The sequence below is a fragment of the Pseudomonas lyxosi genome (genome assembly GCF_047758685.1).
Lineage (GTDB): Bacteria > Pseudomonadota > Gammaproteobacteria > Pseudomonadales > Pseudomonadaceae > Aquipseudomonas > Aquipseudomonas lyxosi.
In genome coordinates, this window is the sequence record NZ_CP180481.1 from 1,149,241 (window position 1) to 1,175,788 (window position 26,548).

General features: G+C 59.4%; 25 protein-coding genes. 8 read left to right on the top strand and 17 right to left on the bottom strand.

Features of this window, described 5'->3' with window-relative positions; genetic code table 11:
- Positions 1–2: 2 nt before the first annotated feature.
- Complete coding sequence (locus tag ACMXYI_RS05455) at positions 3–635, bottom strand: 2OG-Fe(II) oxygenase (RefSeq protein WP_415772091.1); 633 nt, start codon at positions 633–635, stop codon at positions 3–5.
- A 108-nt stretch (positions 636–743) separates the two neighbouring features.
- On the opposite strand from ACMXYI_RS05455, the gene ACMXYI_RS05460 reads away from it, so the two are divergent.
- Entirely contained in the window at positions 744–1,496 is a 753-nt protein-coding gene (locus ACMXYI_RS05460) for a DUF2059 domain-containing protein (RefSeq protein WP_415772093.1), read from the top strand.
- A gap of 85 nt (positions 1,497–1,581) precedes the next feature.
- On the opposite strand, the gene ACMXYI_RS05465 is transcribed toward ACMXYI_RS05460, so the two are convergent.
- A complete protein-coding gene (locus ACMXYI_RS05465; protein WP_415772095.1) occupies positions 1,582–2,529 on the bottom strand; it encodes an alpha/beta hydrolase in 948 nt (315 codons plus the stop codon).
- 97 nt (positions 2,530–2,626) lie between these two features.
- Here ACMXYI_RS05465 and ACMXYI_RS05470 point away from each other — a divergent pair, with 97 nt between their 5' ends.
- From ACMXYI_RS05470 to ACMXYI_RS05480, 3 genes are all read left to right on the top strand, one after another.
- On the top strand, positions 2,627–3,208 hold the full coding sequence (locus ACMXYI_RS05470) for a DUF6436 domain-containing protein (RefSeq protein ID WP_415772097.1): 582 nt from the start codon (positions 2,627–2,629) through the stop codon (positions 3,206–3,208).
- Positions 3,209–3,316: 108 nt separating this feature from the next.
- The gene (locus ACMXYI_RS05475) at positions 3,317–5,728 is read left to right on the top strand and encodes a penicillin acylase family protein (RefSeq protein WP_415772098.1); all 2,412 of its coding nucleotides are present in this window, start codon (positions 3,317–3,319) and stop codon (positions 5,726–5,728) included.
- A 119-nt stretch (positions 5,729–5,847) separates the two neighbouring features.
- Positions 5,848–7,017 (top strand): IS4 family transposase, encoded by a 1,170-nt coding sequence (locus ACMXYI_RS05480; protein ID WP_415768078.1) that lies wholly within the window; start codon positions 5,848–5,850, stop codon positions 7,015–7,017.
- Between the two features lie 137 nt (positions 7,018–7,154).
- Here ACMXYI_RS05480 and ACMXYI_RS05485 read toward each other — a convergent pair whose 3' ends face one another.
- A complete protein-coding gene (locus ACMXYI_RS05485) occupies positions 7,155–8,120 on the bottom strand; it encodes a GlxA family transcriptional regulator (protein ID WP_415772099.1) in 966 nt (321 codons plus the stop codon).
- A 375-nt stretch (positions 8,121–8,495) separates the two neighbouring features.
- On the opposite strand from ACMXYI_RS05485, the gene ACMXYI_RS05490 reads away from it, so the two are divergent.
- Positions 8,496–9,137, top strand: coding sequence for an HD domain-containing protein (locus ACMXYI_RS05490; RefSeq protein WP_415772101.1), 642 nt, complete (start codon positions 8,496–8,498; stop codon positions 9,135–9,137).
- Between the two features lie 44 nt (positions 9,138–9,181).
- On the opposite strand, the gene ACMXYI_RS05495 is transcribed toward ACMXYI_RS05490, so the two are convergent.
- The 8 genes from ACMXYI_RS05495 to ACMXYI_RS05530 form a co-directional block, all read right to left on the bottom strand.
- Entirely contained in the window at positions 9,182–10,075 is an 894-nt protein-coding gene (locus ACMXYI_RS05495) for an ABC transporter permease subunit (protein WP_415772102.1), read from the bottom strand.
- Positions 10,072–10,953 (bottom strand): ABC transporter permease subunit, encoded by an 882-nt coding sequence (locus ACMXYI_RS05500; RefSeq protein ID WP_415773864.1) that lies wholly within the window; start codon positions 10,951–10,953, stop codon positions 10,072–10,074. Before ACMXYI_RS05500 ends, ACMXYI_RS05495 begins: the two co-directional genes overlap by 4 nt.
- Before the next feature lie 35 nt (positions 10,954–10,988).
- The gene (locus tag ACMXYI_RS05505) at positions 10,989–12,131 is read right to left on the bottom strand and encodes an ABC transporter ATP-binding protein (RefSeq protein ID WP_008150457.1); all 1,143 of its coding nucleotides are present in this window, start codon (positions 12,129–12,131) and stop codon (positions 10,989–10,991) included.
- A 73-nt stretch (positions 12,132–12,204) separates the two neighbouring features.
- Positions 12,205–13,302: a polyamine ABC transporter substrate-binding protein gene (locus tag ACMXYI_RS05510; RefSeq protein WP_415772105.1), complete on the bottom strand. Its 1,098-nt coding sequence runs from the start codon at positions 13,300–13,302 to the stop codon at positions 12,205–12,207.
- Positions 13,303–13,539: 237 nt separating this feature from the next.
- Complete coding sequence (locus ACMXYI_RS05515) at positions 13,540–14,652, bottom strand: polyamine ABC transporter substrate-binding protein (protein WP_415772107.1); 1,113 nt, start codon at positions 14,650–14,652, stop codon at positions 13,540–13,542.
- Positions 14,653–14,820: 168 nt separating this feature from the next.
- Positions 14,821–16,185, bottom strand: coding sequence for an aspartate aminotransferase family protein (locus tag ACMXYI_RS05520; protein WP_415772109.1), 1,365 nt, complete (start codon positions 16,183–16,185; stop codon positions 14,821–14,823).
- 58 nt (positions 16,186–16,243) lie between these two features.
- Positions 16,244–17,602 carry a glutamine synthetase family protein gene (locus tag ACMXYI_RS05525; RefSeq protein ID WP_415772110.1) on the bottom strand — a complete coding sequence of 453 codons (1,359 nt, stop codon included), beginning with the start codon at positions 17,600–17,602 and terminating at the stop codon, positions 16,244–16,246.
- Positions 17,603–17,639: 37 nt separating this feature from the next.
- Entirely contained in the window at positions 17,640–18,416 is a 777-nt protein-coding gene (locus tag ACMXYI_RS05530) for a gamma-glutamyl-gamma-aminobutyrate hydrolase family protein (protein WP_415772111.1), read from the bottom strand.
- A gap of 278 nt (positions 18,417–18,694) precedes the next feature.
- Here ACMXYI_RS05530 and ACMXYI_RS05535 point away from each other — a divergent pair, with 278 nt between their 5' ends.
- The 3 genes from ACMXYI_RS05535 to ACMXYI_RS05545 all read left to right on the top strand — a co-directional run bounded on the left by ACMXYI_RS05535 (position 18,695) and on the right by ACMXYI_RS05545 (position 21,710).
- Positions 18,695–20,071 (top strand): glutamine synthetase family protein, encoded by a 1,377-nt coding sequence (locus ACMXYI_RS05535; RefSeq protein WP_008150449.1) that lies wholly within the window; start codon positions 18,695–18,697, stop codon positions 20,069–20,071.
- 226 nt (positions 20,072–20,297) lie between these two features.
- Positions 20,298–20,930, top strand: coding sequence for a TetR/AcrR family transcriptional regulator (locus ACMXYI_RS05540; RefSeq protein WP_415772112.1), 633 nt, complete (start codon positions 20,298–20,300; stop codon positions 20,928–20,930).
- Between the two features lie 15 nt (positions 20,931–20,945).
- A complete protein-coding gene (locus ACMXYI_RS05545; protein WP_415772113.1) occupies positions 20,946–21,710 on the top strand; it encodes a hypothetical protein in 765 nt (254 codons plus the stop codon).
- Between the two features lie 94 nt (positions 21,711–21,804).
- Here ACMXYI_RS05545 and ACMXYI_RS05550 read toward each other — a convergent pair whose 3' ends face one another.
- The 6 genes from ACMXYI_RS05550 to ssuE form a co-directional block, all read right to left on the bottom strand.
- A complete protein-coding gene (locus ACMXYI_RS05550) occupies positions 21,805–22,020 on the bottom strand; it encodes a TOBE domain-containing protein (protein WP_003229256.1) in 216 nt (71 codons plus the stop codon).
- A gap of 33 nt (positions 22,021–22,053) precedes the next feature.
- Entirely contained in the window at positions 22,054–22,860 is an 807-nt protein-coding gene (gene ssuB, locus ACMXYI_RS05555) for an aliphatic sulfonates ABC transporter ATP-binding protein (RefSeq protein WP_415772114.1), read from the bottom strand.
- Entirely contained in the window at positions 22,857–23,639 is a 783-nt protein-coding gene (gene ssuC, locus ACMXYI_RS05560; protein WP_008150441.1) for an aliphatic sulfonate ABC transporter permease SsuC, read from the bottom strand. Before ssuC ends, ssuB begins: the two co-directional genes overlap by 4 nt.
- 8 nt (positions 23,640–23,647) lie before the next feature.
- Positions 23,648–24,796, bottom strand: coding sequence for an FMNH2-dependent alkanesulfonate monooxygenase (ssuD, locus tag ACMXYI_RS05565; RefSeq protein WP_154856029.1), 1,149 nt, complete (start codon positions 24,794–24,796; stop codon positions 23,648–23,650).
- A gap of 25 nt (positions 24,797–24,821) precedes the next feature.
- Positions 24,822–25,787: a sulfonate ABC transporter substrate-binding protein gene (locus ACMXYI_RS05570; RefSeq protein WP_415772117.1), complete on the bottom strand. Its 966-nt coding sequence runs from the start codon at positions 25,785–25,787 to the stop codon at positions 24,822–24,824.
- Between the two features lie 89 nt (positions 25,788–25,876).
- Positions 25,877–26,470, bottom strand: coding sequence for an NADPH-dependent FMN reductase (gene ssuE, locus ACMXYI_RS05575; protein WP_415772118.1), 594 nt, complete (start codon positions 26,468–26,470; stop codon positions 25,877–25,879).
- Between the last annotated feature and the right edge of the window lie 78 nt (positions 26,471–26,548).

Genomic DNA, 26,548 nt, shown 5'->3' on the forward strand with positions numbered 1-26,548 from the left:
GATCAGAACGGCTCGTTACCACGACGCCGGAACCAGCCGGTCAACGACAGGCGATCCCGGGTCGCGGGCAGGACTTCGTGGGGCACTTCACCCGACAGGAACACCACCAGGCATCCACCGGCAGGCACTACATCGTGCTCGACGTCTTCACCCAGGTACATACGCAACTGGCCGCCGTGCTCGGGCAGCCAGGCATCATTGAGATAGACCACCGCCGACACCATGCGCCGGTCGTCGTCGCGAAAGCGGTCGACATGTTTGAGGTAGAACGCGCCGGGCGGGTACAGCGCGAAGTGGCTTTCGAAATCTTCCAGGCCCAGAAACAAACCGCGATTCATCGCCTCGCGCAGGCTGTCCATCAAATCCAGATAGCTGTCGCACGCCAACGCCTGACCGGGCTCGATCCACTGGATATGGTCACCGCGAATCCCCTCGCGAATCTCGGATGTCGACCCGCGACCCACGGCGGCCGGGGCCAATTCACCCTCGGCAGCACGTTTACGGCACTCAGCCGCCAGTTCCCGGGTCAGACCCAGAGGAAGGAAAATATTCTGCTGCGACCAGCCGTGTTCGGCCAGGTCGTCGACGATACGTAACAGCAGCGGGTCATCAGAGGGTATTCGCATGCCGCGCATAGTATTCCTGTGCCTGAAAATCCGACAGAGCCGCGCAGCGGGTTGATACGAATTCTCGACAAGGACGAATGCCACACGGAGAATAGTCGCCTGCTGACAGGAGTCCCTATGCGCCGTTTGCTTTTTTCACTGTTGATGTTCTGTGTATTGCCCGCTTGGGCAGACGGCCACGACCAGTTGTACAAGGTCGCCGGTTGGCCAGAACAACGCGCGCATTTCAACGACGCTCTCTCGGCCGCTCAGCAGCGGTACCAGAACAGCCTGCCGCCGGCAGTGTTCCAGGCGCTGGTGAATAACAGCAATCAGCGCTTTGCCCCCCAGGCCGTCGACCAGCGCGCCGAAGCGCAATTGCGCAAGACCCTCGCCGATCCGAAACCTGCGCTGACGTTCTTTCAGTCACCCTTGGGCAAGAAAATCGTGGCCGCCGAATTGCTCGCGACCCGTCGTGATCAGTTGGCAAAAAACGCCAAGGGTTTGCCCAAGATCCAGGCCAGCGACAGCCGCATGCTGATCATCGGCCATCTGGCCCAGGCCCTGCCCGCCCGCGAGGCTGGCGCGGAAGTCAGTCTGGCGATTGCCGGCGTCGCGGCCGACAGCCTCAGTTCGATGATCCCCGGCCTGCTCGGTGGTGGTCAGGCTCAAGGTATGTTGAACGGCCAGCGTCAGCGCTTGATGGACCAGATCGGCAACGACCTGAACAACACGCTGTTGTACGTCTATCGCGACCTGTCGGATGAAGAACTGGAAGAGTTCGCGACCTTCGCCGAGTCCACCGAGGGCAAGGCTTATTACCAGGCAGCATTGGCGGCGATTCGCGCGGGGTTGGCGGTGGGGCAGGATCCTTCAAGTCTTCGCCAGTAATATTCGGCGCCTGTAGGCTCGCTCCCACAGGGAAATGCATTCCAATGTGGGAGCGAGCCTGCTCGCGAAGAGGCCATATCTGTCGCTAAAGATTCCTGCCCTTGATCCGCTTGCTCAAAAACCCGAAATACTCCCGCCGCAACGCCAGCGTCTCATTCGCCAGGTGATGCCGCGCCTCAGGCAACATCAGCACCTGCGGTCGATCGAACTTGCCACGCAATACTTCAAGGTTATGTTCCCAATCCACAGTCATGTCCGCCTGCCCCTGCACGATCAGAGGTCGCCGCGCGCTGTACGGTGCGGCTTCGATGCGTTTGATCCAGCGCGCCAGCGCACCGACCCAGGCGGTGGGTAAACGGAGCGGCTGCAACGGGTCCGCTTGCAGGAAGGGCAGAAAATCCGGGTCGTTGGAGTTCTCGCTGAAGCGCCGGGCGATGGCTTTGACGAAAGGCTTAAGCAGGTAATAGCTGAGCTGCGACCAACCCCAGGCCCGCGGCCTTACCAACGGAGACAGCAGAATGACCTGGCCCTGGGCCGGACTGCTGGCGCCCTGATTGAGCACATGATCGATCACGATCGCGCCGCCAGTGCTTTGCCCGCACAAGTGCCACGGCTGCGGCAGATCGAGGGATTGCGCTTCGGTGAACAACCCTTGCAGCGTGTCCTGATACTCGGTGAAATCCTTGATGCTGGCCCGTTCGCCGCTGGACAGCCCGTGCCCCGGCAGGTCGCAGGCAATCACCGCAAAATCCTGATCCAGCGCCCATTCGATCACATGCCGGTAAAGCCCGGTGTGATCGTAAAAACCGTGGAACAAAAACAGCGTGGCCTTCGCCCGCTCGGGCCACCAGACCTGGCTGACCACTTCATAACCATCGACCGCGAAACGTCCAAGGCCACTGCGCACGTTACGCCCCGCAAAATCCAGCCCGTAGAAACGCTGGTAAGCCAGCGCTTCCACCGACAGCGGCTGCCAGTCGGCCAGCGGCCGCAGGCTGGCACGCAGATGATCGGAGTCGAAAGTGGCAGACATGAGCAATTCCAGAACGCGAAACGGACTTTATGGGCCTGCGATATTCATCTGTTGGGGCAAGCATGGCAAGCTAGCGCACCTTCGAGGACTGAAATCCATGCGCTCGCCCTACCGCGCCACACTGCTTGCCAGCCTGCTCGCCCTCGTGTGTGCCGGCGCGCTGTGGGCTGCCTACGACTGGTTTCAGGGCCGCTACCTGCGAGCGTTCAGCGAGCACACCGCGGTGTTCTCCGGCGACCCGCTACGCCTGCCCGACAACCTCGCCGGCCCCGGCGCCATCCGCCTCGTGCACTTCTGGGACCCGGCCTGCCCGTGCAACGTCGGTAACCAACAACACCTGAGCGAACTGGTTGAGCATTATGCACCGCAAGGCGTGGAGTTTTATGCGGTACAAAAGCCTGGCAGCCACGGTCAGTTACCGAGCACCTTAAGCCGCCTGAAAAGCATCACCGTCCTGCCAGGTTCCGAACAGATCCCCGCCAGCCCGGCCGTCGCGATCTGGGATCGCAGCGGCAAACTGGCGTATTTCGGCCCATACAGCGAAGGCCTGACCTGCAATTCCAGTAACAGCTTTATCGAACCGATTCTGCAAGCGTTGAGCGAAGGCCGCGCGGTGAATGCCACGCACACACTGGCAGTGGGTTGTTACTGCCCGTGGCCTGTCGACGCAGCGAAGTAAGGCTGACAGGAGACGCGAATCCCTCCTAAGTGCGATGGCCATGGCGGCAAGCCATGTTAAACAGTGGCGCCAGGGAACTGCTGCCACTGATAACAACAAGGAATCACCATGAAACGTAGCCTGACCGTTCTCGCCCTGCTGATTGTTGCGCTCGCCGCAGGTGCAGGTTGGTACGTCTACAGCAAGCAGCCGACACGCCAGGGCATGGCGGAGCTGCAACACCTGCAAGGTTCGGTCACCGTGCGCTACGACGAGCGCGGCATCCCGCACATCCGCGCCGAAAACGAAACCGACCTGTACCGCGCCCTCGGGTACGTCCACGCCCAGGACCGGCTGTTTCAGATGGAAGCCCTGCGCCGCCTCGCCCGCGGCGAGTTGGCCGAGGTCCTGGGCCCGAAACTGCTCGACACCGACAAGCTGATGCGCAGCCTGCGCATTCGTGAACGCGCCGACACCTACCTGGCGAATATGGACAAACAGTCGCCGGCCTTTATCGCCATGCAAGCCTATCTGGATGGCATCAACCAGTATCAGGACAGTCATTCAAAACCTGCGGAGTTTGATGTACTGGGCATTCCCAAACGCCCGTTCACCGCCCAGGACACCATTAGTATTGCCGGTTACATGGCCTACAGTTTTGCCGCAGCGTTTCGCACCGAACCGTTGCTGACCTACGTGCGCGATCAGTTGGGCGCCAACTACCTGAACGTCTTCGATCTCGACTGGCAGCCCAAGGGCGTGCTGGCGAAAAACCGCAGCGGTGCCATGCCGCCCCTCGCCAGTACCGACTGGAAAGACCTCAACGCCCTCGCCCGCCTCAGCGAGCAGGCACTGGCCGACAACGGCTTGCCGCAGTTCGAGGGCAGCAATGCCTGGGCTGTCTCCGGCAGTCGGACCAAAAGCGGCAAACCGCTGTTGGCCGGCGACCCACATATCCGTTTTTCCGCACCGTCGGTGTGGTATGAAGCGCAACTCTCGGCGCCGGGTTTTGAGCTCTATGGCCACTATCAGGCATTGATGCCGTTCGCCTCCCTCGGGATGAACCGCGACTTCGGCTGGAGCATCACCATGTTCCAGAACGACGACCTGGACCTGATCGCCGAGAAGATCAACCCGGACAATCCCAATCAGGTCTGGTATCGCGGGAAGTGGGTGGACATGGTGACCAGCGAACAGCAGATCGCGGTCAAGGGCCAGGCGCCGGTGACACTGGTGCTGCGCCAGTCGCCGCACGGTCCTATCGTCAACGATGCGCTGGGCAGCGGCGTCGGCAAAACGCCGATCGCCATGTGGTGGGGTTTTCTCGAAAGCCAGAATCCGATTCTTGAGGGCTTCTACCAGCTCAACCGCGCCGACACCCTGGTCAAGGCGCGCAGTGCCTCCGCAAAGATCCAGGCGCCGGGCCTGAACATCGTCTGGGCCAACGCCAAGGGCGACATCGGCTGGTGGGCAGCGGCGCAACTGCCAAAACGTCCGGAGGGTGTGCGTCCGGGGTTCATCCTCGATGGCAGCACCGCCGACGCGGACAAGGAAGGTTTTTACCCGTTCAGCGCCAACCCACAGGAAGAGAACCCGGCACGCGGTTACATCGTCTCGGCCAACTTCCAGCCGGTGTCGCCGACTGGCATGGAGATTCCCGGTTACTACAACCTGGCCGATCGAGGTCAGCAGCTCAATCGTCAGCTCAGCGACAAAACCATCAAGTGGGATCTGGACGCCAGCCAGCAGCTGCAACTGGGCACCACCACCGCTTACGGCCCGCGCTTGCTCGCGCCGTTGTTGCCCGTACTGCGTGAAGTGGTGAGCGATCCTGCCGAACTCAAACTGGTTGAGCAATTGGCCCAATGGAAAGGCGACTACCCGCTCGACTCCACCAACGCCACGCTGTTCAACCAGTTCCTGTTCAACCTGGCTGACGCGACGATGCACGATGAACTGGGCAATGACTTCTTCGAGACTTTGCTGTCGACCCGGGTGATTGATTCCGCACTGCCTCGCCTGGCCGCGACGGCCGATTCACCGTGGTGGGATAACCGCAACACCCTCGGCAAGGAAACCCGCGCCGATACGGTCAAGGTTGCGTGGCAGGCGAGCATCGCTCACCTCAAGACCACCCTCGGCGCCGATTTCGCGCAATGGCAGTGGGGCAAGGCGCACACGCTGACCCATGGCCATCCGCTGGGGCAACAAAAGCCGCTGGACCGTATCTTCAATGTCGGCCCGTTCGCGGCACCCGGCACTCACGAAGTACCGAACAACCTTTCGGCCAAAATCGGCCCGGCGCCGTGGCCAGTAACATATGGTCCTTCGACCCGCCGCTTGATCGACTTCGCCGACCCGACCCACAGCCTGACCGTCAACCCGGTTGGCCAGAGTGGCGTACCGTTCGACAGCCACTATGACGACCAGGCTGAGGCGTATATCGAAGGGATCTACTACCAGGCGCATCTCAACGACGAAGAAGTCACGGCCAATACTCGCAGCACGTTGAAGCTGTTGCCGGCGCGGGCTGCGCAATAAATGATCGTTCCCACGCTCTGCGTCACTAGTGTCCGGTAAAAACCGAAGGGGGAGCTTGCTCCCCCTTGCTGTGCCTGCTTCGTAAGCAATAATCAGGTTTTCAGACTTGATTTTCGCCCATGTTCAGCAGCACTCGATTTGCGCAAATGCTTCAAGCCCTTCCTCATCAGCTCTTCAAAGCCGCCGTCAAACGCTGTGGCGCTGATCGTTACGCCAAACAATTCACGTCCTGGGATCTGCTCGTCACGCTGATTTACGGTCAGCTGACGCAAGCCAAAAGCTTGCGTACGTTGGCGACAGCCTCGCAGTCGCTGCAACCCCATCGCCACCACCTCAACGCCAAGAACATGGTGCGTTCGACCCTTTGTGATGCGTTGAACAAGCGCAGCTCAGAGCCGTTTCGGCTGGCCTGTGAGCACTTGCTTCAAGGCATTGGCCGCAAGCAGCGCAAGTCGCTCGAAGCCATGATCACCCTGATCGATTCGACCTCGATCAGCCTGCGCGGACCCGGTTTTGACGAATGGACCACCGCGACGAAAACCCGCATAACCCAAGGCTTGAAGGTACATGTGGCCATCGATCCACAGCAAACAGCCCCGACTTACGTAAACATCACCGCCGCCAACGTCAACGATCTGAGCGATGCCCTGACCATGCCGCTTGAAGCAGGTATGACGTACGTTTTCGACAAGGGTTACTGCGACTACAACTGGTGGCACCAGATTGATCAGATGGGTTCTTTCTTCGTCACCCGACTGAAGAAAAACGCCAATCTAAAGCCGGTAGAAAATTTGAGGGAAAAGGATGCACCCGAATTCATTGAGGCGGACGAATCGGTATTGTTCGGGAAGAAATACCTGAACACTCGACGTCCGAATCTCTACCAAAATCAGGCTGTGCGTCGGGTTCAGATCCGCCGAGAGGACCACGAAACGCCATTGATTCTGGTCACCAACGACTTCTCTCGCTCAGCGGAGGAGATCGCCGATCTGTACAAACAACGTTGGCAGATCGAACTGTTTTTTAAGTGGATCAAGCAAAACCTCAAGCTCAAACGGTATTTCGGCTTCTCTGAAAATGCCGTTCGTTTGCAGATCTACAGCGCCTTGATTACCTATCTTTTGCTGCATCTTTATCAGCGCCGTTCAGGTTGCTCGGGATCTATTTCAGACTTTGCCATTCGGCTAACCCACAGCTTGTTCGAACGCCCATTAAGCATTGAACACCTTGAACAGCGAAGGCAAAAGCGAACAAAGCTGAAGGCTGCCCAAGGCAGCCTTCAGCTTTGAAAAGGTTTTACCGGACACTAGTGACGCTCTGCGTGGGAATGCAGCCCGGGACGCTCCGCGTCCCTTTCTAGAGCTGGAACGCGGAGCGTCCCTTGAGGCATTCCCACGCAGAGCGTGGGAACGATCAAAATCCCTGCTCAAACCATCGCCGCAAAGTTCAGCCTGAACTGCTGCGGCGTCACGCCCAGCCTGCGGTTGAACACACTGCGCATGTGCTGGGCATCGCGAAATCCGCACTGATAAGCCACGGTCTTCAGCGGCGAGTGGGTGCTTTCAAGCAGCACCCGCGCCGCATCCACCCTGGCCCGTTCGACGAATTCCGCCGGGGTGACTTTCGCCTCTTTGGCAAACACCCGGGAAAAGTTGCGGGCGCTCATGTTGGCGGCGTTGGCCAGGTCGGCAATCGTCAGGTCACCCGTCAGGTTGGCCAACACGTAGAGCTGCACCAACGCCACGGCAGAAGTGGGTTCGGCGTGTGGCGTAAGGAATGGGCTGAACTGTGACTGCCCGCCCGAGCGCTGAGTGAACACCACCAGTCGCTTTGCCACACTCAGCGCTACTTCCGGCCCGTGATCCCTGGCCAGCAGGTACAGCGACAGATCAATCCCCGCCGTGACACCCGCCGAGGTGTAGAGGTTGCCGTCCTCCACGTAAAGGCGATCCGCCTCGACCTGAGTCGACGGACACAACTGCGCCAGCGCCGCGGCGTCGCCCCAGTGGGTGGTCACCGTTCGCCCTTCCAGCAATCCGGCCCGGGCGAGTATGAACGCGCCGTTGCAGATCGAGCCAAAGCGTTGCGCCCGCGCGCAGGCATCGCGCAGCCAGGCATCGAATGCCGCACCGAAATCCATGAACGGCAACTGCGGCCCACCGGCCACCAGCAGCAAGTCGTAGGCCTCCAGCGCTTCGCTGAAATGCCGATGGGCATTGAGTGACAAACCGTTGGAACACGCCATCACCCCGCGCTCGACGCCGATCACCTCCAGTCGATAGTGATCTGGAGGCCCGAGGAAACGATTGGCTTCGCAAAACACATCCATGGGACCGGTGACGTCCAGGGACTGGACGCCGGCGAAGACCACGATGGCAACGGTTTTACTCATGGCAAGATTCGCCTTCCAGGGATTGAAATGAAAGTCGGCCATCACACGATCTGTAGCAGCTGCCGAAGGTGGCGTCCGGCTGCGAAGCAGTCGTGAAATCAGGCACCGCGGTCTTTCAGGTGAATCGCGTACGCAGGGTTTACGACTGCTTCGCAGCCGAACGCAGCCTCGCGGGCTCGGCAGCTGCTACAGGGCGTGCGTGCATCCCGGATTATCTGGTTCAACCCTAGCCAATCCTCGCCCAACAAGCGAGGTTGGCGCGATATGCATGCTCATTGGCAAGGATCGCAGCCATGGATCGATTGTCCGGTTTCGGGTGCACGGACAGACTGAACTCATCAGCGCCGCCACGGCGTTCCCCACGAGGAAAGCACCATGAGCAGCACCATCGCCGGTATCAAAATCCCCGACAGCGCGTTGGCCAAGGCCACCACGGAATACATTCGCGACGTCGAATCAGACCTGCTGTATCACCACTCGCGTCGGGTGTTTCTGTTCGGTGCCTTGAGCGGTGAACGCAAGCAACTGGCCTACAACCCCGAACTGTTATACGTCGGCGCGATGTTCCATGACTTGGGTCTGGTGAAGGGTCATCGCACTGACAACGAACGCTTCGAAGTCGATAGCGCCAACGCTGCCAAAGCGTTCCTCAAGCCTTACGGTTTGTCCGACGACGATATCGAGCAAGTGTGGTTGTCGATTGCTCTGCACACCACACCGGGCGTGCCGCAACACCTGCGGCCTAACGTGGCGCTGGTGACTGCTGGCGTTGAAATGGATGTGTTGGGCATCGATTACGCGGCGTTCCCCAGCGCGCAACGCGAAGAAGTGGTGCATGTCCACCCGCGTGGCGAAGGGTTCAAGGAGTGCATCCTGTGTGCGTTTGCCAATGGTTTCAAACACAAACCGGACACCACTTTTGGCACCGTGAACGCGGATGTGTTGGTGGATAGCGAGCCAGGCTTCAAACCGATGAACTTCGTCGAGATCATCCGCAAGTCCCCTTGGGTTTCCTGATCTTGATCGTTCCCACGCTCCGCGTGGGAACGATCAGGTGTGGATCAAGCCGCTTCCGGCGCCTGCTGGGCGCGACGTACGTCCGGTTGTTTCCAGGAGTCGGCAGCGCCTTCTTCGATCGCCTGCTGAATCGCACGTTTGCGACTTTCTTCGGCACGACGGCTGAAGAACCAGACCAGGAAGGTCATCAGCGATACCGCCAGCAAAATCAGACTGGCCACGGCGTTGATCTCGGGTTTCACGCCCAGACGCACCGCCGAGAACACTTCCATCGGCAGAGTCGTGGAACCCGGGCCGGACACGAAGCTCGCCAATACCAGGTCATCCAGGGACAGGGCAAAGGACATCATGCCGCCGGCCCCCAACGATGGCGCGATCATCGGGATGGTGATCAGGAAGAACACCTTCCACGGTCGCGCACCAAGGTCCATGGCTGCTTCTTCGATGGACAGGTCCAGCTCACGCAAACGCGCCGAGACCACCACCGCTACATACGCCGCACAGAACGTGGTGTGAGCGATCCAGATGGTGATGATGCCGCGCTCCTGTGGCCAGCCGATCATCTGCGCCATCGCCACGAACAGCAGCAACAGCGACAGACCGGTGATCACTTCCGGCATCACCAGCGGCGCGGTGACCAGGCCACCGAACAGCGTACGACCCTTGAAGTGGGTTATACGGGTCAGCACGAATGCCGCCAACGTACCCAGCGCCACTGCCGCCACCGCCGTGTAGCAGGCGATTTCCAGCGAGCGCACCACCGAGCCCATCAGTTGGGTGTTGTCCATCAAACCGACGTACCACTTGATCGACCAGCCGCCCCACACCGTCACCAGTTTGGAGGCGTTGAACGAGTAGATCACCAGGATCAGCATCGGCGCGTAGATGAACAGCAAACCTGCTATCAGCATGAAGCTTGAGAAACGGAAGCGTTTCATTCTTTGCCCTCCATTTCTTTGGCCTGGCTACGGTTGAACAGGATGATCGGCACAATCAGGATCGCCAGCATCACCACCGCCAGGGCGGACGCCACCGGCCAGTCACGGTTGTTGAAGAACTCTTGCCAGAGCACTTTACCGATCATCAAGGTCTCCGGACCGCCGAGCAGTTCCGGGATCACGAACTCGCCCACCACCGGAATGAACACCAGCATGCAGCCCGCGACGATGCCGTTCTTGGACAGCGGAATGGTGATCTTCCAGAAGCTGTTGAACGTGCTCGAACCCAGGTCGGACGCGGCTTCCAGCAGGCTGTTGTCGTGCTTCACCAGGTTGGCGTAGAGCGGCAGGATCATGAACGGCAGGTATGAATAAACGACGCCGATGTACACCGCGAGGTTGGTGTTGAGGATCTGCAGCGGTTCGTCGATCCAGCCCATGCTCATCAGGAATCCGTTGAGCAGACCGTTGTTGCTGAGGATGCCCATCCACGCGTAAACGCGGATCAGGATCGCAGTCCAGGTCGGCATCATGATCAGCAGCACGAGTACCGTTTGCAGCTCTTTACGGGCACTTGCAATAGCGTAGGCCATCGGATAGCCGATCAGCAGACAGAGGACGGTGCTGATCAGCGCCATCTTCAGCGAGCCAAGGTAGGCGGCGATGTACAACTCGTCGCCGGCCAGCATCGCGTAGTTGCTCAGGTTAAGCAGCAACTGCACTTTTTGATCGAGGTAGCTGTAGATCTCGGTGTACGGCGGAATAGCCACATCGGCTTCGGCGAAGCTGATCTTCAGGACGATGAAGAACGGCAGCATGAAGAACAGGAACAGCCAGATGAACGGAACCCCGATGACCAGCTGACGGCCACCGGGAATTATTCGACTGAGGCGGCGTTTGAATTTGCGCATGTTCATGAGCGAAGTACCACGCCGCTGTCGTCTTCCCAATACACGTACACCTGGTCACCCCAGGTTGGGCGCTGGCCACGGCGCTCGGCGTTGGCGACGAAAGACTGGACGATCTTGCCGCTCGGCAGTTCGACGTAGAACACCGAGTGACCACCGAGGTAGGCGATGTCGTGCACCTTGCCGCTGGACCAGTTGTATTCGCAGGTCGGCATGGTCGGCGTCACCAGCAGTTTTTCCGGACGGATCGCGTAGGTCACGGATTTGTCCTGCACCGACGTGCTGATCCCGTGGCCCACGTAAATCTGGCGGTCCAGGTCCTTGCAGGTGATGGTCGCGTGACCTTCGGCGTCGTCGATCACTTCACCGTCGAAGATGTTGACGTTACCGATGAACTCGCAGACCAGACGGCTGGTCGGGGTTTCGTAGATGTCGATCGGGCTGCCGATCTGGGCGATCCAGCCCAGGTGCATGATCGCGATGCGCTCGGCCATGGTCATGGCCTCTTCCTGATCGTGGGTCACCATGACGCAGGTTACGCCGACCCGCTCGATGATCTCGACCAGCTCAAGCTGCATTTGCGAACGCAGCTTCTTGTCCAGCGCACCCATCGGTTCGTCGAGCAGCAACAGCTTCGGTCGCTTGGCCAAAGAGCGCGCCAGGGCCACACGCTGACGCTGGCCACCGGACAACTGATGCGGCTTGCGCTTGGCGTATTGCGTCATCTGAACCAGCTTGAGCATGTCGGCCACACGCGCATCGACTTCAGCAGCAGGGATTTTGTCCTGCTTGAGGCCGAAGGCGATGTTCTGCGCCACGGTCATGTGCGGGAACAGGGCGTAGGACTGGAACATCATGTTGATCGGCCGCTCGTACGGCGGCATGTCGGTGATGTCTACGCCATCGAGGAAAATGCGCCCCTCCGTGGGCCGTTCGAAGCCTGCGAGCATGCGCAGCAACGTGGATTTGCCCGATCCCGAACCGCCGAGCAGGGCGAAAATCTCGCCTTTCTTGATTTCCAGGGACACATCGTCCACGGCAATCGTCTCGTCGAACTTCTTCGTGACCCGGTCGATTTTGACCAACACCTGTTTAGGTGATTGGTCGCCCTCGAGGGCTTTCTTATAGGCGCCGGAGGCAACTGCCATTTACGAAACTCCCAGAAAAAAAGAGTGCAGTTCGCTCAAGGTGAGCCAACCTTGGATAGTTTGAGCCTTGTAGCTATTTACCCGACTTGACCTTGGTCCAGCTGCGGGTCATCAAACGTTGAATGTTTGGTGGTAACTCGATCGACACGTAGGTCTTGTCGAGGACTGCTTGCGGTGGATAAACCGACTCGTCGGTGCGAATGGACTGTTCCATCAGTGTGTCCGACCCGGGGTTCGGGTTGGCATAGCCTACGGAATCGCTGACCTGGGCAATCACCTCAGGTTTCAGCAAATAGTTGATGAAGGCATGGGCTTCTTTGACGTTGGCCGAATCCTTCGGAATCGCCAGCATGTCGAACCACAGCGCACCGCCTTCCTTTGGAATCGAGTAAGCGATGTTGACGCCTTTCTTCGCTTCAGCCGCACGGTTTCTGGCCTGGAACATGTCGCCGGAGAAACCGATCGCGATACAGATATCGCCGTTCGCCAGATCGGCGATGTATTTGGAAGAGTGGAAGTACGTCACATAAGGCCGCACCGCCAGTAACTTGGCTTCGGCCTTTTTGTAGTCTTCGGGGTTGGTGCTGTTGGCGTTCAGGCCCATGTAGTTGAGGACCGTGGGCATCATTTCATCGGCGGAGTCGAGGAACGCCACGCCGCAACTTTGCAGCTTCTTGATGTTCTCCGGCTCGAATACCGCAGCCCAGGAATCGATCTTGTCGACACCCAGCACAGCCTTGATCTTGTCGACGTTGTAACCGATGCCGTTGGTGCCCCACAGGTACGGTACGGCGTACAGGTTACCCGGATCGTTCTGCTCCAGACGCTTGAGCAATACGGGGTCGAGGTTCGAGTAGTTCGGTAACTTCGACTTGTCGAGTTTCTGGAAAGCTCCGGCCTTGATCTGCTTGCCAAGGAAGTGGTTGGACGGCACGACCACGTCATAACCGGTACGTCCGGCCAGCAACTTGCCTTCCAGGGTTTCGTTGGAGTCGAACACGTCATAAACCGGTTTGATGCCGGTCTCTTTCTGGAAGTCGGCCAGGGTGGTCTCGCCGATGTAATCGGACCAGTTATAAATATGCACAGTGCCAGCGGCCTGGACACTAACGGCAAACGTCAGTCCGGCGCCAACCAGCAGTGCATTGCGCAACAAAGAAAAAACAGGCACGTGGAGGTCCTCTAAAATTAGTTGGGCCCAAGTTGCCCAGCGTTACATGGCAGCCATGGCTGCCTGGCAACAAAACCGGCGCGCAACTTACCCTCGAAAAACCGTTCCAGCAAACTTTATGAAGATCCCTGTAGCAGCTGCCGCAGGCTGCGTTCAACTGCGAAGCCGTTGTGCTGTCGAGAAGCGGAGGTCCTTCGGACCTCAACGCAGCCATCGGCAGCTGCTACAGGGTTTTACTTATTTACCCGATTTGATCTTGGTCCAGCTGCGAGTCAGGAGTCGCTGGGTCGCGGCCGGCAAGTCGGCAATCGCGTACAGCTTGGCCTGCACGTCCGCTGGCGGGTAGATGCCTGGGTCGGCGGTGATGTCTTTATCGACCAGTGCGGTGGCTGCCGCGTTACCGTTCGGGAAGCGCACGGCATTGGTGATTGCAGCCATGACTTCCGGCTTCTGCAGGAAGGTCATGAACTTGTAGGCGCCTTCGACGTTTTCGGCATCTTTAGGGATGGCGACCATGTCGTAGAAGCTACCTGCACCTTCTTTCGGAATGTTGTAGCTGACTTTCACCTTGTCACCGGCTTCTGCCGCACGGGACTTGGCCTGGTAGATGTCGCCCGAATAACCCACGGCGACGCAGATGTTGCCGTTCGCCAGGTCGGAGATGTACTTGGACGAGTGGAAGTAGGCGATCGAAGGACGGACTTTCAGCAGCAGGGCTTCGGCCTTGTCGATGTCTTCTTTCTTCTGGCTGTCAGTTGGCAGGCCCAGGTAGTGCAACGCCGCCGGAATCATCTCGGTTGGCGAATCCAGCAGGCTGATACCGCACGACTTCAGTTTGGCGGCATTTTCAGGCTTGAAGATCAGGTCCCAGGAGTTGGTCGGTGCATCGGCGCCCAGTGCGGCCTTGACCTTCTCGGCGTTGAAGCCAATACCGATCGAACCCCACATGTAAGGGAAAGCGTGTTCGTTACCCGGGTCACTTACCGATACTGCTTTAAGCAGGTCAGGGTTCAGGTTTTTCCAGTTAGGCAGCTTGGACTTGTCCAGCTTCTGGTAAACGCCGGCCTTGATCTGCTTGGCCAGGAAGTTGTTCGACGGTACGACGATGTCGTAGCCGGACTTGCCTGCCAGCAACTTCGCTTCCAGGGTTTCGTTGCTGTCAAAAACGTCGTACACCACCTTGATCCCGGACTCTTTCTCGAAGTTCGCGATGGTGTCCGGCGCGATGTAGTCGGACCAGTTATAGACGTGCAACACCTTGTCGTCCGCCTGTACCGCGCCCGCCATCATGCCCATAAGGGACATGGCGAGGAGAGTCTTGCCAGCAACCTTTTTTCCTAATGCCTTCATGCGTAATGCTCCAAATTTTTCTTTTTTGAACCACTTTGTTCAGCGGCCGAACCCGGACAACTGGAACCGCGGCTAGTCTGGCAAGATCCGAGGCGGTCTTTCAAGGAAAGGCCGCCCTTCAGGACTGCTCTGAGCGAAAGTTTCATGAGCCCGCTCAGAGCCTAGCACTTAGCCCTGTAACGCACTCAGGGTCAGGTCCAGACACTTGCGTGCCTTGGTCACCAACTCATCGATTTCAGCCGGTGTAATCACCAGTGGCGGAGCGATGATCATGGTGTCGCCCACGGCGCGCATGATCAGGCCGTTTTCGAAGCAGAACGTGCGGCAAATCATGCCAGCGCCCTTGCCTTCGTAACGCTTGCGAGTGGCCTTGTCCTGCACCAGCTCGATCGCCCCCAGCAGACCCACCCCACGCACTTCCCCCACCAACGGGTGATCGTTCAGTTCCCGTAGACGCTTTTGCAAATAGGGTGCCGTTTCTGCATGAACGCGCTCGATAATTTTTTCTTCGCGCAGGATGCGGATGTTCTCCAGTGCCACCGCAGCGGCTACCGGGTGCCCGGAATAGGTGAAACCGTGGTTGAAATCGCCACCTTCGTTGAGCACCGCAACCACTTCGTCACGCACGATCAGGCCACCCATAGGGATGTAGCCGGACGTCAGGCCTTTGGCGATGGTCATCATGTCGGGTTTGAGGTCGTAGAAATCGGTACCGAACCACTCACCGGTACGGCCGAAACCACAGATCACTTCGTCAGCCACGAACAGGATGTCGTACTTGGCGAGGATTTCCTTGATGCGCGGCCAGTAGGTCTCTGGCGGAATGATCACGCCGCCGGCACCCTGGATCGGCTCGGCAATAAAGGCACCGACGTTGTCCACGCCGACTTCCAGAATCTTCTCTTCCAGCTGATTGGCCGCCCAGATACCGAACTCTTCCGGTGTCATCTCGCCGCCTTCAGCGAACCAGTACGGCTGCGCGATGTGGACGATGCCCGGGATCGGCAAGTCGCCTTGTTCGTGCATGTAGGTCATGCCACCCAGGCTCGCGCCGGCCACGGTGGAACCGTGATAACCGTTCTTGCGGCTGATGATGACTTTCTTCTTCGGCTGGCCCTTGATCGCCCAGTAGTGGCGAACCATCCGCAGCATGGTGTCGTTGCCTTCAGAGCCAGAACCGGTGAAGAACACGTGGTTCATGCCTTGTGGCGCGATATCGGAGATGGCCTTGGCCAGTTCCAGCACCGGCGGGTGAGCCGTCTGGAAAAACAGGTTGTAGTAAGGCAGTTCGCGCATTTGTTTGCTGGCGGCATCGGCCAGTTCATCGCGACCGTAGCCGATCGCCACGCACCACAGGCCGGCCATACCGTCGAGGATCTTGTTGCCTTCGCTGTCCCAGAGGTAAACGCCCTTGGCGTTGGTGATGATCCGTGGGCCTTTCTCTTTCAGCTGCTTGAAGTCGCTGAACGGGGCCAGGTGGTGATCGTTGCTCAGGGTTTGCCATTCACGGGTTTGCGGGTTGTTGCTGGTCATGCGAATTCTCCTAAGATTTCAGTGAAAGGCGCGGCAATTTCCAGCCGCGCCCGGCGCATCAGACGGCGAAGAGCAGGAATTCCCGCTCCCACGAACTGATCACGCGCTTGAAGTTTTCATGCTCGGCCCGCTTGACCGCGACGTAGCCAGTGATGAATTTCTTGCCCAGGTACTTCTCGATGGTCGCGCTGTGTTCCATGCGTTCCAGCGCGTCTTCGATGGTCAGTGGCAGGCGCAGGTTGCGGCGTTCATAGCCACGGCCCACCACCGGTGCACTCGGGTTCAAGCCTTCGACCATGCCGATGTAACCGCAGAGCAGGCTCGCGGCAATCGCCAGGTACGGGTTGGCGTCGGCGCCCGGCAGGCGGTTTTCCACCCGACGGTTTTGCGGCCCGGCATCCGGAACCCGCAGGCCCACGGTGCGGTTCTCTTCGCCCCACTCCACGTTCACCGGCGCCGAAGTGTCCGGCAGGAAGCGGCGGAACGAGTTGACGTTCGGCGCGAACAGCGGCAACAGCTCGGGGATCAGTTTCTGCAAACCACCGATGTGATTCAGGAACAACTGGCTCATGGTCCCGTCTTCATTGGAGAAGACGTTCTTGCCGGTCTCGATGTCGATGATGCTCTGGTGCAAGTGCATCGCACTGCCCGGCTCGCCGGTCATGGGCTTGGCCATGAACGTCGCCGCCACGTCGTGCTTGAGCGCGGCTTCGCGCATGGTGCGTTTGAACACCAGGATCTGGTCGGCCAGGGACAGGGCATCGCCGTGACGGAAGTTGATTTCCATCTGCGCCGTGCCGTCCTCGTGGATCAGCGTGTCGAGGTCCAGTTCCTGCAATTCGCACCAGTCGTAGACGTCTTCGAACAGCGGATCGAATTCGTTTGCCGCTTCAATCGAGAAGGACTGGCGACCGGTTTCCGGGCGACCGGAGCGGCCAATCGGCGGTTGCAGCGGGAAGTCCGGGTCTTCGCAGCGCTTGGTCAGGTAGAACTCCATTTCTGGCGCCACGATCGGCTGCCAGCCCCTGTCGGAATAGAGTTTCAGCACCTTTTTGAGCACGTTGCGCGGCGACAGCTCGATCGGGTTGCCTTGCTTGTCGTAGGTGTCGTGGATCACCTGAGCGGTGGGCTCGATGGCCCAAGGCACCAGGAACACCGCGTTCTGGTCGGGGCGGCAGATCATGTCGATGTCGGCCGGGTCGAGCAGTTCGTAATAGATGTCGTCTTCGACATAGTCGCCGGTCACGGTCTGCAACAGAACGCTTTCGGGCAGGCGCATGCCTTTTTCGGCAATGAACTTGTTGGTCGGCGAAATCTTGCCCCGGGTGATCCCGGTCAAGTCGGCGATCATGCATTCGACTTCTGTGATCTTGTGGTCTTTCAACCAATCGGTGAGCTGGTCGAGGTTGTTACTCATAAATGCCTCTTAGGCTTGGTTTCCTGACTCTTATAAGTCAGGCGTTGTTTGACGCATCGGCGTCGCGTTGTAATGCGTGCTTACGGCAGGCATCGCCAAATGCCTGGAAGATCGCAAGGTAATCCGGGTTTGAGCTTACCTGCCATTCGGGATGCCATTGCACTCCCAAAGCAAAACCCTTGCCCTGCGGGACCGAGACTGCCTCGATCAACCCGTCGGGAGCCAAGGCCTCGACGCAAAGGCCCGGCGCCAGACGTTCAACGCCCTGACCATGAATCGAATTGACGTGTATCTCGCTCGCCAGGCCCAGACCTGCGAGCACGCCACCCGGCTGAATGTGCACCGGGTGACTTGGCGCATACTGTCCTTCAAGCGGTAGGCTATCGTCTTCACGGTGATCCATGAATAGACCGGCTTCGTGGACTTTTTGATGCAGGCTGCCGCCGAACGCCACATTCATTTCCTGGAAGCCGCGGCAAATACCGAGCACGGGAATACCGGCCTCGACGGCGGCGCGGATCAACGGGAGGGTGGTGGCATCGCGTGCAGAATCATGAGCAGTGCCCGGCGCGCTGGCGGGGCCGCTATAGTGAAACGGTTCTATATTGGAAGGAGAGCCTGTAAAGAGGATGCCATCCAGACCGTCCAGAATATCGGACGGTGCCAGCAAATCAGCCAGGGACGGAAGAATCACCGGCAGCCCCTTGGCCGCTGAGGCCACGGCGCGGACGTACTTGTCGCCACTGATGTGATACGCATGCAGACCGATCTGCTTAGAGCAGGCGGTGACGCCGATTAACGGCAGGCGAGACATGAAGCACCCCGGTATTATTGGTGTTATGGGTTTGAATCGAGCTTAGCCTTGTTCATTTTTTTACACAACACCCCCGTAAAAAATACAACACGGCCCGCTCAAAGCCGCAGGCATTAAATCGCTCAAAGGCATAAAAACGCCCCAAAGTGCCTCAAAAAAGCCCCACGGGTGCTTTTTTAGGGCAAAAAAGGCCTCGCTTGACTTCGGCATGCCGTTCGGGTTGACTGGAATCCGAAGAGATCAATGATTGATATTTTTAACAACAAAGGTGTTGCATCATGTCGGTACCCCCGCGTGCCGTTCAGCTTAACGAAGCGAACGCGTTCCTTAAGGAACATCCTGAGGTTCTGTACGTTGACCTTCTGATTGCGGATATGAATGGTGTGGTGCGCGGCAAGCGCATTGAACGCACCAGCCTCCACAAGGTTTACGAGAAAGGCATCAACCTGCCGGCCTCTCTATTTGCTCTGGATATCAATGGCTCGACGGTGGAAAGCACCGGCCTGGGCCTGGACATCGGCGATGCTGACCGAATCTGCTATCCAATCCCTGACACCCTGTGCAACGAGCCTTGGCAGAAGCGCCCTACCGCGCAACTGTTAATGACCATGCACGAACTCGAAGGTGAACCTTTCTTCGCGGATCCCCGTGAAGTTCTGCGTCAAGTTGTTGCCAAGTTCGACGAGATGGGTCTGACCATCTGCGCCGCGTTCGAACTGGAGTTCTACCTGATCGACCAGGAGAACGTGAACGGTCGCCCACAACCGCCTCGCTCGCCGATCTCCGGCAAGCGCCCGCATTCGACACAGGTTTACCTGATCGACGACCTCGACGAATACGTCGACTGCCTCCAGGACATTCTGGAAGGTGCGAAAGAGCAAGGCATCCCTGCCGACGCGATCGTCAAGGAAAGTGCCCCGGCGCAGTTCGAAGTGAACCTGCACCACGTGGCCGACCCGATCAAGGCCTGCGACTACGCGGTGCTGCTCAAGCGTCTGATCAAAAACATCGCCTACGACCATGAAATGGACACCACGTTCATGGCCAAGCCTTATCCGGGCCAGGCGGGCAACGGTCTGCATGTCCACATCTCGATTCTTGATAAAGACGGCAAAAACATTTTTGCCAGTGAGGATCCCGAGCAGAACGCCGCACTGCGTCACGCGATCGGCGGTGTGCTCGAGACCCTACCGGCGCAGATGGCTTTCCTCTGCCCGAACGTCAACTCCTACCGTCGTTTCGGCGCACAGTTCTACGTGCCGAATGCTCCGTGCTGGGGTCTGGACAACCGTACTGTTGCGGTGCGTGTGCCGACCGGTTCCGCCGACGCGGTCCGTCTGGAACACCGCGTTGCCGGCGCCGATGCCAACCCGTACCTGCTGATGGCTTCGGTCCTGGCAGGCGTGCACCACGGCCTGACCAACAAGATCGAGCCGGGCGCCCCCGTGGAAGGCAACTCCTACGAGCAGAACGAGCAAAGCCTGCCGAACAACCTGCGCGATGCATTGCGTGAGCTGGACGACAGCGAAGTCATGGCCAAGTACATCGATCCGAAATACATCGATATCTTCGTCGCATGTAAAGAGAGCGAGCTGGAGGAGTTCGAACACTCCATCTCCGACCTCGAGTACAACTGGTACCTGCATACCGTGTAAGCGGTTGCAGTAAAAACAACGCCGCAGGCCTCACAGCTTGCGGCGTTTTTTTATGGCTGCCTTCGGCGGATCGCGAGCAAGCTCGCTCCCACAGGGGATTTCCTGTGTACGCGAAATCTGTGTTTCACATCGATCAAATGTGGGAGCGAGCTTGCTCGCGATAGCGGCCGGGCAGACAACATAGATGCCTGCTCGTACAATGCCCGCTGCCCCGCAGGAGACTTTGATGACCCGACTCGCCACCCCACGTAAACCCCGCGCCCGCAGCCAGGCCCGGATCGATTCGATACTCGATGCCGCCCGCACGCTGCTGGCTGCCGAGGGCGTGGCCAGTCTGTCGATTTACAGCGTCGCTGAACGCGCGGAAATCCCACCCTCCTCCGTCTACCACTTCTTCGCCAGCGTCCCGGCGCTGCTCGAAGCCCTGACGGCTGACGTCCACGCTGCGTTCCGTGCCTGCCTGCAAGCCCCCATAGACCATGACGCCCTCAACGGCTGGCGCGATCTGTCGCGACTGGTGGAACAACGCATGCTCGCGATCTACAGCGAAGACGCCGCCGCCCGTCAGCTCATTCTTGCCCAGCACGGGCTGACCGAAGTCACCCAGGCCGACCGTCAGCACGACATCGAACTCGGCGACCTGATGCACAAACTCTTCGACCACCACTTCGAGCTGCCGAGACTGCCGAACGATGTCGATGTGTTTGCCCTGGCCATGGAGCTCGGCGACCGCGTCTATGCGCGCTCGGTGCAACAACACGGACAGATCACCCCACGCATGGCCGAAGAAGGCATGCGGGTATTCGACGCCTACCTAGGCCTGTATTTGCCGCCCTACCTGTCCAAGCGCAACGCATAACGCAACGAGGTGTTCATGGCACACGTTCCAGACAACTACCTTGGCGTGTGGCAACGACGCCTGATCAAATTCCAGTCGGGGCGCGTCGACAGCGAAACGGCCGTGTACTGGCTGCAAACCCCGCGCTTGTTTGCCGACCTGCGCATCCCGCCGGCAACGCTTCCGGCGCTGCCGCTGGAACAACTGAGTCACGCTGACTTGCTGATCCTGAGCGAGCAAAAAGGCTTCGCTGGCGTAACCGAGGTCAACGGAGACATTTGCCAGTGGCATCGCAAGCTCGACTATCAGCCGGTCAGCACCGAAGAAGACATCGGGCGCATGCATTTTGAAACCAGCGAGCGCCTGGTCGAAACCGCCCTGGACGACAGCTACTACGAGATCTGGGAGCGGCTGCCGGACTCTCGCGGCAACTGTCGCGGTCAGTGGTTGCAGGCGGTCGATGATCCGGCGCGCGTTGCCTGCCTGGTGCTGGCCGGTGACTACTTTCTGTTCGCTGCCAGCCGTGCCGTTGCGCTGACACCTGGCGGCCATTTGCGTGAACACATCGACTCGGCAACCGCACCGCAACAGCTTGCCTGCGAACTCTCTTTTGGTCGCCACCATGCCGGACAAACCCCGTGGCACATCGACTATTCCACACTGCCGATGCAGGTCGGCCAACCATTGTTGTCAGCTGACATCGATCCAAACGCCAGCGAACTATTCAGCGACCCACGCCTATTGTCTTCACTCGGCACCTACGCGCCCGCCGCCGGTTGGCGCTGCGCACCCGAGCCCTGAGAGCCGGACGCAGAGCGTCCGTTGAGGCATTCCCACGCAGAGCGTGGGAACGATCAGGGTTCACACCCTTCGGGGTTGAGCGCAATGCACGCGCTTACAACTTGGCGATCGACACCTCGGTGGATTTCACAAACGCGATCACTTCGCTGCCGACCACCAGTTCCAGCTCTTTCACCGAGCGAGTGGTGATCACCGAGGTGACGATGCCGGAAGCGGTCTGTACGTCGATTTCGGACAGCACGTCGCCGAGTACGATTTCCTTGATGGAGCCTTTGAACTGGTTACGAACGTTGATGGCTTTGATAGTCATGATGTTGATTCCTGTCGTTGGATAAGGCTTGAGTTATTGAGCCCAACGCAATTGCGTAGGCAATGGTGAAACAGGTTCCGGTGCCGGCGGTTCGCCGGGTAACGCCAGCACGCGATTGAGGACTTCGGTTTCCAGCGCCGCCAGCCGATGGGAACCGCGAACCCGAGGGCGCGGCAGCTCAACGTGCAGGTCGAGGCCGACTTCACCCTCTTCAATCAGGATCACCCGATCGGCAATCGCCACTGCTTCACTGACATCGTGGGTGACCAGCAACACGGTGAAACCGTGCTTCTGCCAGAGCCGTTCGATCAGCTGCTGCATTTCAATTCGGGTCAGGGCATCCAGCGCGCCCAGCGGTTCGTCCAGCAACAGCAAACGCGGTTGATGGATCAGCGCGCGGGCCAGGGCCACACGTTGCTTCTGGCCACCGGACAAGGCAGCCGGCCAGTCATTGGCGCGGTCGGCCAGACCGACCGACTCCAACGCTTCCAGCGCTTGCGGACGCCAGTTGCCCTTGAGCCCGAGGCCGACGTTGTCGATGACCTTTTTCCATGGCAGCAAACGCGCTTCCTGGAACATCAATCGAGTGTCTTCCCGCGCCTCACTCAGCGGCGCTGAGCCTACGAGCAATTCACCGCCCGTGGGTTTGTCGAGACCGGCGAGCAAGCGCAGCAAGGTACTTTTGCCGCAACCGCTACGCCCGACCACGGCGACAAACTGACCGGCCGGGATGTGCAGGTCGATCTCACGCAGTACTTGCCGCGAGCCGAAGGTTTTTTGCAACTTGCGCACTGCCAGCGGAATCCCGCGCAGCAGGCGTGGAGGTTGTTGAGCCGTCATGCCGCACCTCCTTTAACAACCTGATAGGCCGGGTGCCAGCGCAACCACACGCGTTCAAGTCCACGGGCCGCGAGGTCGGCGAGTTTGCCGAGCACGGCGTACAAAAGAATCGCCAATACCACCACGTCGGTCTGCAGGAACTCCCGGGCATTCATCGCCAGGTAGCCGATGCCGGAGCTGGCGGAAATGGTTTCCGCGACAATCAACGTCAGCCACATGAAGCCCAACGCAAAGCGCACGCCGACCAGAATCGACGGCAGCGCGCCCGGCAGGATCACCTGACGGAACAGGCTGAAACCGGACAAGCCATAACTGCGGGACATTTCCACCAGCGCCGGATCGACGTTGCGGATGCCGTGATAAGTGTTGAGGTAGATCGGGAACAACGTGCCCAATGCCACCAGGAAAATCTTCGCCGACTCATCGATGCCGAACCACAGGATCACCAGTGGAATCAGCGCCAGGTGCGGCACGTTGCGGATCATCTGCACCGAACTGTCGAGCAGGCGTTCACCCCATTTCGACAAGCCGGTGATGAAACCCAGGGTCAGGCCGATGCTACCGCCGATGGCGAAGCCCAGCGCTGCACGCCAGCCGCTGATGGCCAGGTGCGTCCAGATTTCACCGCTGCGCACCAGGCTGACGCCGGCTTCGATGACGGCGATTGGCGCCGGCAGAATCCGTGTCGACAACCAGCCCGCCGACACCGACAACTGCCACACCGCCAGCAGCAAAACAGGTAACGCCCAGGGCGCAAGGTTATGGATAAGTTTCTTCATGGCGCGCCTCAGCTCTGCGACGCGGCTTTGGGGAGGATGTCGTTGGCGACCATCTCACCAAACGGGCTGACGTAACCGGCGCTTTTCGGCAATTCCGGACGCTCAATATCGAGGTGCGGGAACAGCAATTCGGCGACGCGGTACGACTCTTCCAGGTGTGGGTAACCGGAGAAGATGAACGTGTCGATGCCCAGGTCCGCGTATTCCTTCACACGAGCGGCCACGGTTGGACCGTCGCCCACCAACGCTGTGCCGGCACCGCCGCGCACCAGACCTACACCGGCCCACAGATTGGGGCTGACTTCCAGGTTGTCGCGGCTACCGCCGTGCAGCGCGGCCATGCGTTGCTGGCCCACCGAGTCGAAGCGCGCCAGAGAAGCCTGGGCACGAGCGATGGTTTCGTCATCCAGATGAGAGATCAGCCGATCCGCCGCTTGCCAGGCTTCGGCATTGGTTTCACGAACGATCACATGCAAACGAATACCGAAGCGCACGGTGCGCCCGAGCTTCGCGGCTTTGGCGCGTACTTGTTCGATCTTCTCGGCAACGGCTGCGGGTGGTTCGCCCCAGGTCAGGACCATTTCCACCTGCTCTGCCGCGAGGTCTTGCGCCGCTTCCGAAGAACCGCCGAAGTACAGGGGCGGACGCGGTTGCTGGATCGGCGGGTAGAGCAACTTCGCGCCCTTCACGCTGATGTGCTGACCGTCGTAATCGACGGTTTCGCCCTCCAGCACGCGGCGCCAGATGCGGGTGAACTCCACCGAGGCTTGATAGCGTTCTTCGTGAGTCAGGAACAAACCGTCGCCGGCCAATTCTTCCGGATCACCGCCGGTTACCAGGTTGAACAACGCACGGCCGCCGGACAGGCGATCCAGCGTCGCGGCCTGACGCGCTGCCACCGTCGGGGAAATGATCCCGGGGCGCAGGGCGACGAGGAATTTCAAACGCTGGGTCACCGGGATCAACGACGCGGCCACCAGCCACGAGTCTTCGCAAGAGCGCCCGGTGGGAATCAGCACCCCGCCGAAGCCCAGACGATCCGCCGCTTGCGCGACTTGTTGCAGATAACCGTGGTCGACGGCGCGAGCGCCTTCGGCGGTGCCAAGGTAATGGCCGTCGCCGTGGGTAGGCAGGAACCAGAAGATATTGAGGCTCATGGAGTGGTCTCCTTAGGGATTCGAATTACTGAGCTTTGGCAACGGCCGCCGGAGGCGTCCAGATCACGTCTTTGATGCTCAGTGGCTTTGGAATCAGCTTGAGCTGGTAGAAGCTGTCGGCGATTTTCTGTTGCGCGGCGACCACTTCAGGCGTGAGGAACAGTGCGCCGTAACCCTGGCGTTTTACCGAGGTCAGGGTGATATCTGCCGGCAGACCGAGCAGTGGCGAGACTTGTTTGGTCACGTCTTCGGGATTGGCCTTGGACCACTCGCCGACTGCGCGCACTTCTTCCACCAGGGTCTTGATCACTTCAGGATTTTTCTGTGCGTAAGGCTTGGTCGCCAGATAGAACTGGTGGTTGTCGACGATGCCCTGGCCATCGCGCAGGGTGCGTGCCTGCAGCTGTTGTTCGGCGGCAGCCTGGTACGGGTCCCAGATCACCCAGGCATCGACGCTGCCACGCTCGAACGCAGCGCGGGCATCGGCCGGCGGCAGGAATACGGTCTGGATGTCGGTGTATTTGAGGCCGGCATCTTCCAGTGCGCGGACCAACAGGTAGTGAACGTTGGAGCCTTTGTTCAGGACGACTTTCTTGCCCTTGAGGTCCGCTACGGATTTGATCGCCGAATCCTTCGGCACCAGGATCGCTTCGCTGTGAGGCGCAGGCGGTTCGTAGGCGACGTACAGCAGATCGGCGCCGGCTGCTTGAGCGAATACCGGTGGGGTTTCACCCGTAACGCCGAAGTCGATGGAGCCAACGTTCAGGCCTTCGAGCAGCTGCGGGCCGCCGGGGAATTCAGTCCATTGCACGTCCACGCCTTGGGCGGCGAGGCGTTTTTCCAAAGTGCCTTTGGCTTTGAGCAGCACCAAAGTGCCGTACTTTTGATAACCGATCCGAAGCGTCTCGGCTTGAGCTTGAGTAATGGCGCCGAAGGTTACAGCCGCAGCAAACAGAGCGACCAGACCACGACGCAAAATGACAGTGCGCATGGCGCTCTCCTTTTTGCAGTTGGGTTTTGGCTGCACCTGCTTGGCCGTTGGCGGCTGAGTAAGGTGAGTACTTCAAATTGGGGTAAGGCTTAAATGCTCCAGCGAGCACTCAACAAACGTTCATTCAACAGGCTCGGATCGATCGGCTTGGGCCGTCGGGCCATGGCGCTGAAAAACAGCTCCAGTGATTCATTCAGTCTTTCTTCCAGCTCCGGTGCCAACTGCGCCTGGGCACTGCCTTCGCCGTAAGCGATCTGGCTGTCTACGGCGAAAATCCCATGAAGCATTTCCTGGGCTTTCAACGCCGACAACACAGGCTTGAGCGCGTAATCCACCGCCAGCATGTGGGCGATGCTGCCACCGGTGGCCATTGGCAAAACTACCTTGTGAGCCAGGGCACGTTCGGGCAGCAGATCCAATACAGTTTTCAATGCGCCGGAGAACGACGCTTTGTAGACCGGCGTGGCGATCAGCAGGCCATCGGCGTTTTCAATCTGCTGCAGCAGGTCGATCACCTTCGGGCTGTCGAAGCGTGCATGCAGCAAGTCTTCGGCCGGGAAGTCCCGTACCTGGTAACTCACCACTTCCACACCTTGCTCCTGCAACCAGCGTTGGGAGCGCTCCAGCAGCACCCCGGAACGGGAGCGTTGGCTGGGACTGCCACCGAGTGAGACGACCAGCATTCAGAGGATTCCTTGAACGGTGTTGGCGATTCGCGGTTTGCGATCTCGCTTTGATGGAAGTGACCTTAACAGGTGATT

What these genes read in the sequence shown, in the direction of transcription:
- ACMXYI_RS05520 (WP_415772109.1), bottom strand. Translation starts at nt 16,185, where the DNA reads ATGACCAGCAACAACCCGCAAACCCGTGAATGGCAAACCCTGAGCAAC.
- ACMXYI_RS05475 (WP_415772098.1), top strand. Translation starts at nt 3,317, where the DNA reads ATGAAACGTAGCCTGACCGTTCTCGCCCTGCTGATTGTTGCGCTCGCC.
- ACMXYI_RS05455 (WP_415772091.1), bottom strand. Translation starts at nt 635, where the DNA reads ATGCGCGGCATGCGAATACCCTCTGATGACCCGCTGCTGTTACGTATC.
- ACMXYI_RS05470 (WP_415772097.1), top strand. Translation starts at nt 2,627, where the DNA reads ATGCGCTCGCCCTACCGCGCCACACTGCTTGCCAGCCTGCTCGCCCTC.
- ACMXYI_RS05545 (WP_415772113.1), top strand. Translation starts at nt 20,946, where the DNA reads ATGGCACACGTTCCAGACAACTACCTTGGCGTGTGGCAACGACGCCTG.
- ssuC (WP_008150441.1), bottom strand. Translation starts at nt 23,639, where the DNA reads ATGAAGAAACTTATCCATAACCTTGCGCCCTGGGCGTTACCTGTTTTG.
- ACMXYI_RS05570 (WP_415772117.1), bottom strand. Translation starts at nt 25,787, where the DNA reads ATGCGCACTGTCATTTTGCGTCGTGGTCTGGTCGCTCTGTTTGCTGCG.
- ACMXYI_RS05495 (WP_415772102.1), bottom strand. Translation starts at nt 10,075, where the DNA reads ATGAAACGCTTCCGTTTCTCAAGCTTCATGCTGATAGCAGGTTTGCTG.
- ACMXYI_RS05465 (WP_415772095.1), bottom strand. Translation starts at nt 2,529, where the DNA reads ATGTCTGCCACTTTCGACTCCGATCATCTGCGTGCCAGCCTGCGGCCG.
- ACMXYI_RS05550 (WP_003229256.1), bottom strand. Translation starts at nt 22,020, where the DNA reads ATGACTATCAAAGCCATCAACGTTCGTAACCAGTTCAAAGGCTCCATC.
- ssuD (WP_154856029.1), bottom strand. Translation starts at nt 24,796, where the DNA reads ATGAGCCTCAATATCTTCTGGTTCCTGCCTACCCACGGCGACGGCCAT.
- ACMXYI_RS05530 (WP_415772111.1), bottom strand. Translation starts at nt 18,416, where the DNA reads ATGTCTCGCCTGCCGTTAATCGGCGTCACCGCCTGCTCTAAGCAGATC.
- ACMXYI_RS05515 (WP_415772107.1), bottom strand. Translation starts at nt 14,652, where the DNA reads ATGAAGGCATTAGGAAAAAAGGTTGCTGGCAAGACTCTCCTCGCCATG.
- ACMXYI_RS05525 (WP_415772110.1), bottom strand. Translation starts at nt 17,602, where the DNA reads ATGAGTAACAACCTCGACCAGCTCACCGATTGGTTGAAAGACCACAAG.
- ACMXYI_RS05490 (WP_415772101.1), top strand. Translation starts at nt 8,496, where the DNA reads ATGAGCAGCACCATCGCCGGTATCAAAATCCCCGACAGCGCGTTGGCC.
- ssuB (WP_415772114.1), bottom strand. Translation starts at nt 22,860, where the DNA reads ATGACGGCTCAACAACCTCCACGCCTGCTGCGCGGGATTCCGCTGGCA.
- ACMXYI_RS05480 (WP_415768078.1), top strand. Translation starts at nt 5,848, where the DNA reads ATGTTCAGCAGCACTCGATTTGCGCAAATGCTTCAAGCCCTTCCTCAT.
- ssuE (WP_415772118.1), bottom strand. Translation starts at nt 26,470, where the DNA reads ATGCTGGTCGTCTCACTCGGTGGCAGTCCCAGCCAACGCTCCCGTTCC.
- ACMXYI_RS05535 (WP_008150449.1), top strand. Translation starts at nt 18,695, where the DNA reads ATGTCGGTACCCCCGCGTGCCGTTCAGCTTAACGAAGCGAACGCGTTC.
- ACMXYI_RS05460 (WP_415772093.1), top strand. Translation starts at nt 744, where the DNA reads ATGCGCCGTTTGCTTTTTTCACTGTTGATGTTCTGTGTATTGCCCGCT.
- ACMXYI_RS05505 (WP_008150457.1), bottom strand. Translation starts at nt 12,131, where the DNA reads ATGGCAGTTGCCTCCGGCGCCTATAAGAAAGCCCTCGAGGGCGACCAA.
- ACMXYI_RS05540 (WP_415772112.1), top strand. Translation starts at nt 20,298, where the DNA reads ATGACCCGACTCGCCACCCCACGTAAACCCCGCGCCCGCAGCCAGGCC.
- ACMXYI_RS05485 (WP_415772099.1), bottom strand. Translation starts at nt 8,120, where the DNA reads ATGAGTAAAACCGTTGCCATCGTGGTCTTCGCCGGCGTCCAGTCCCTG.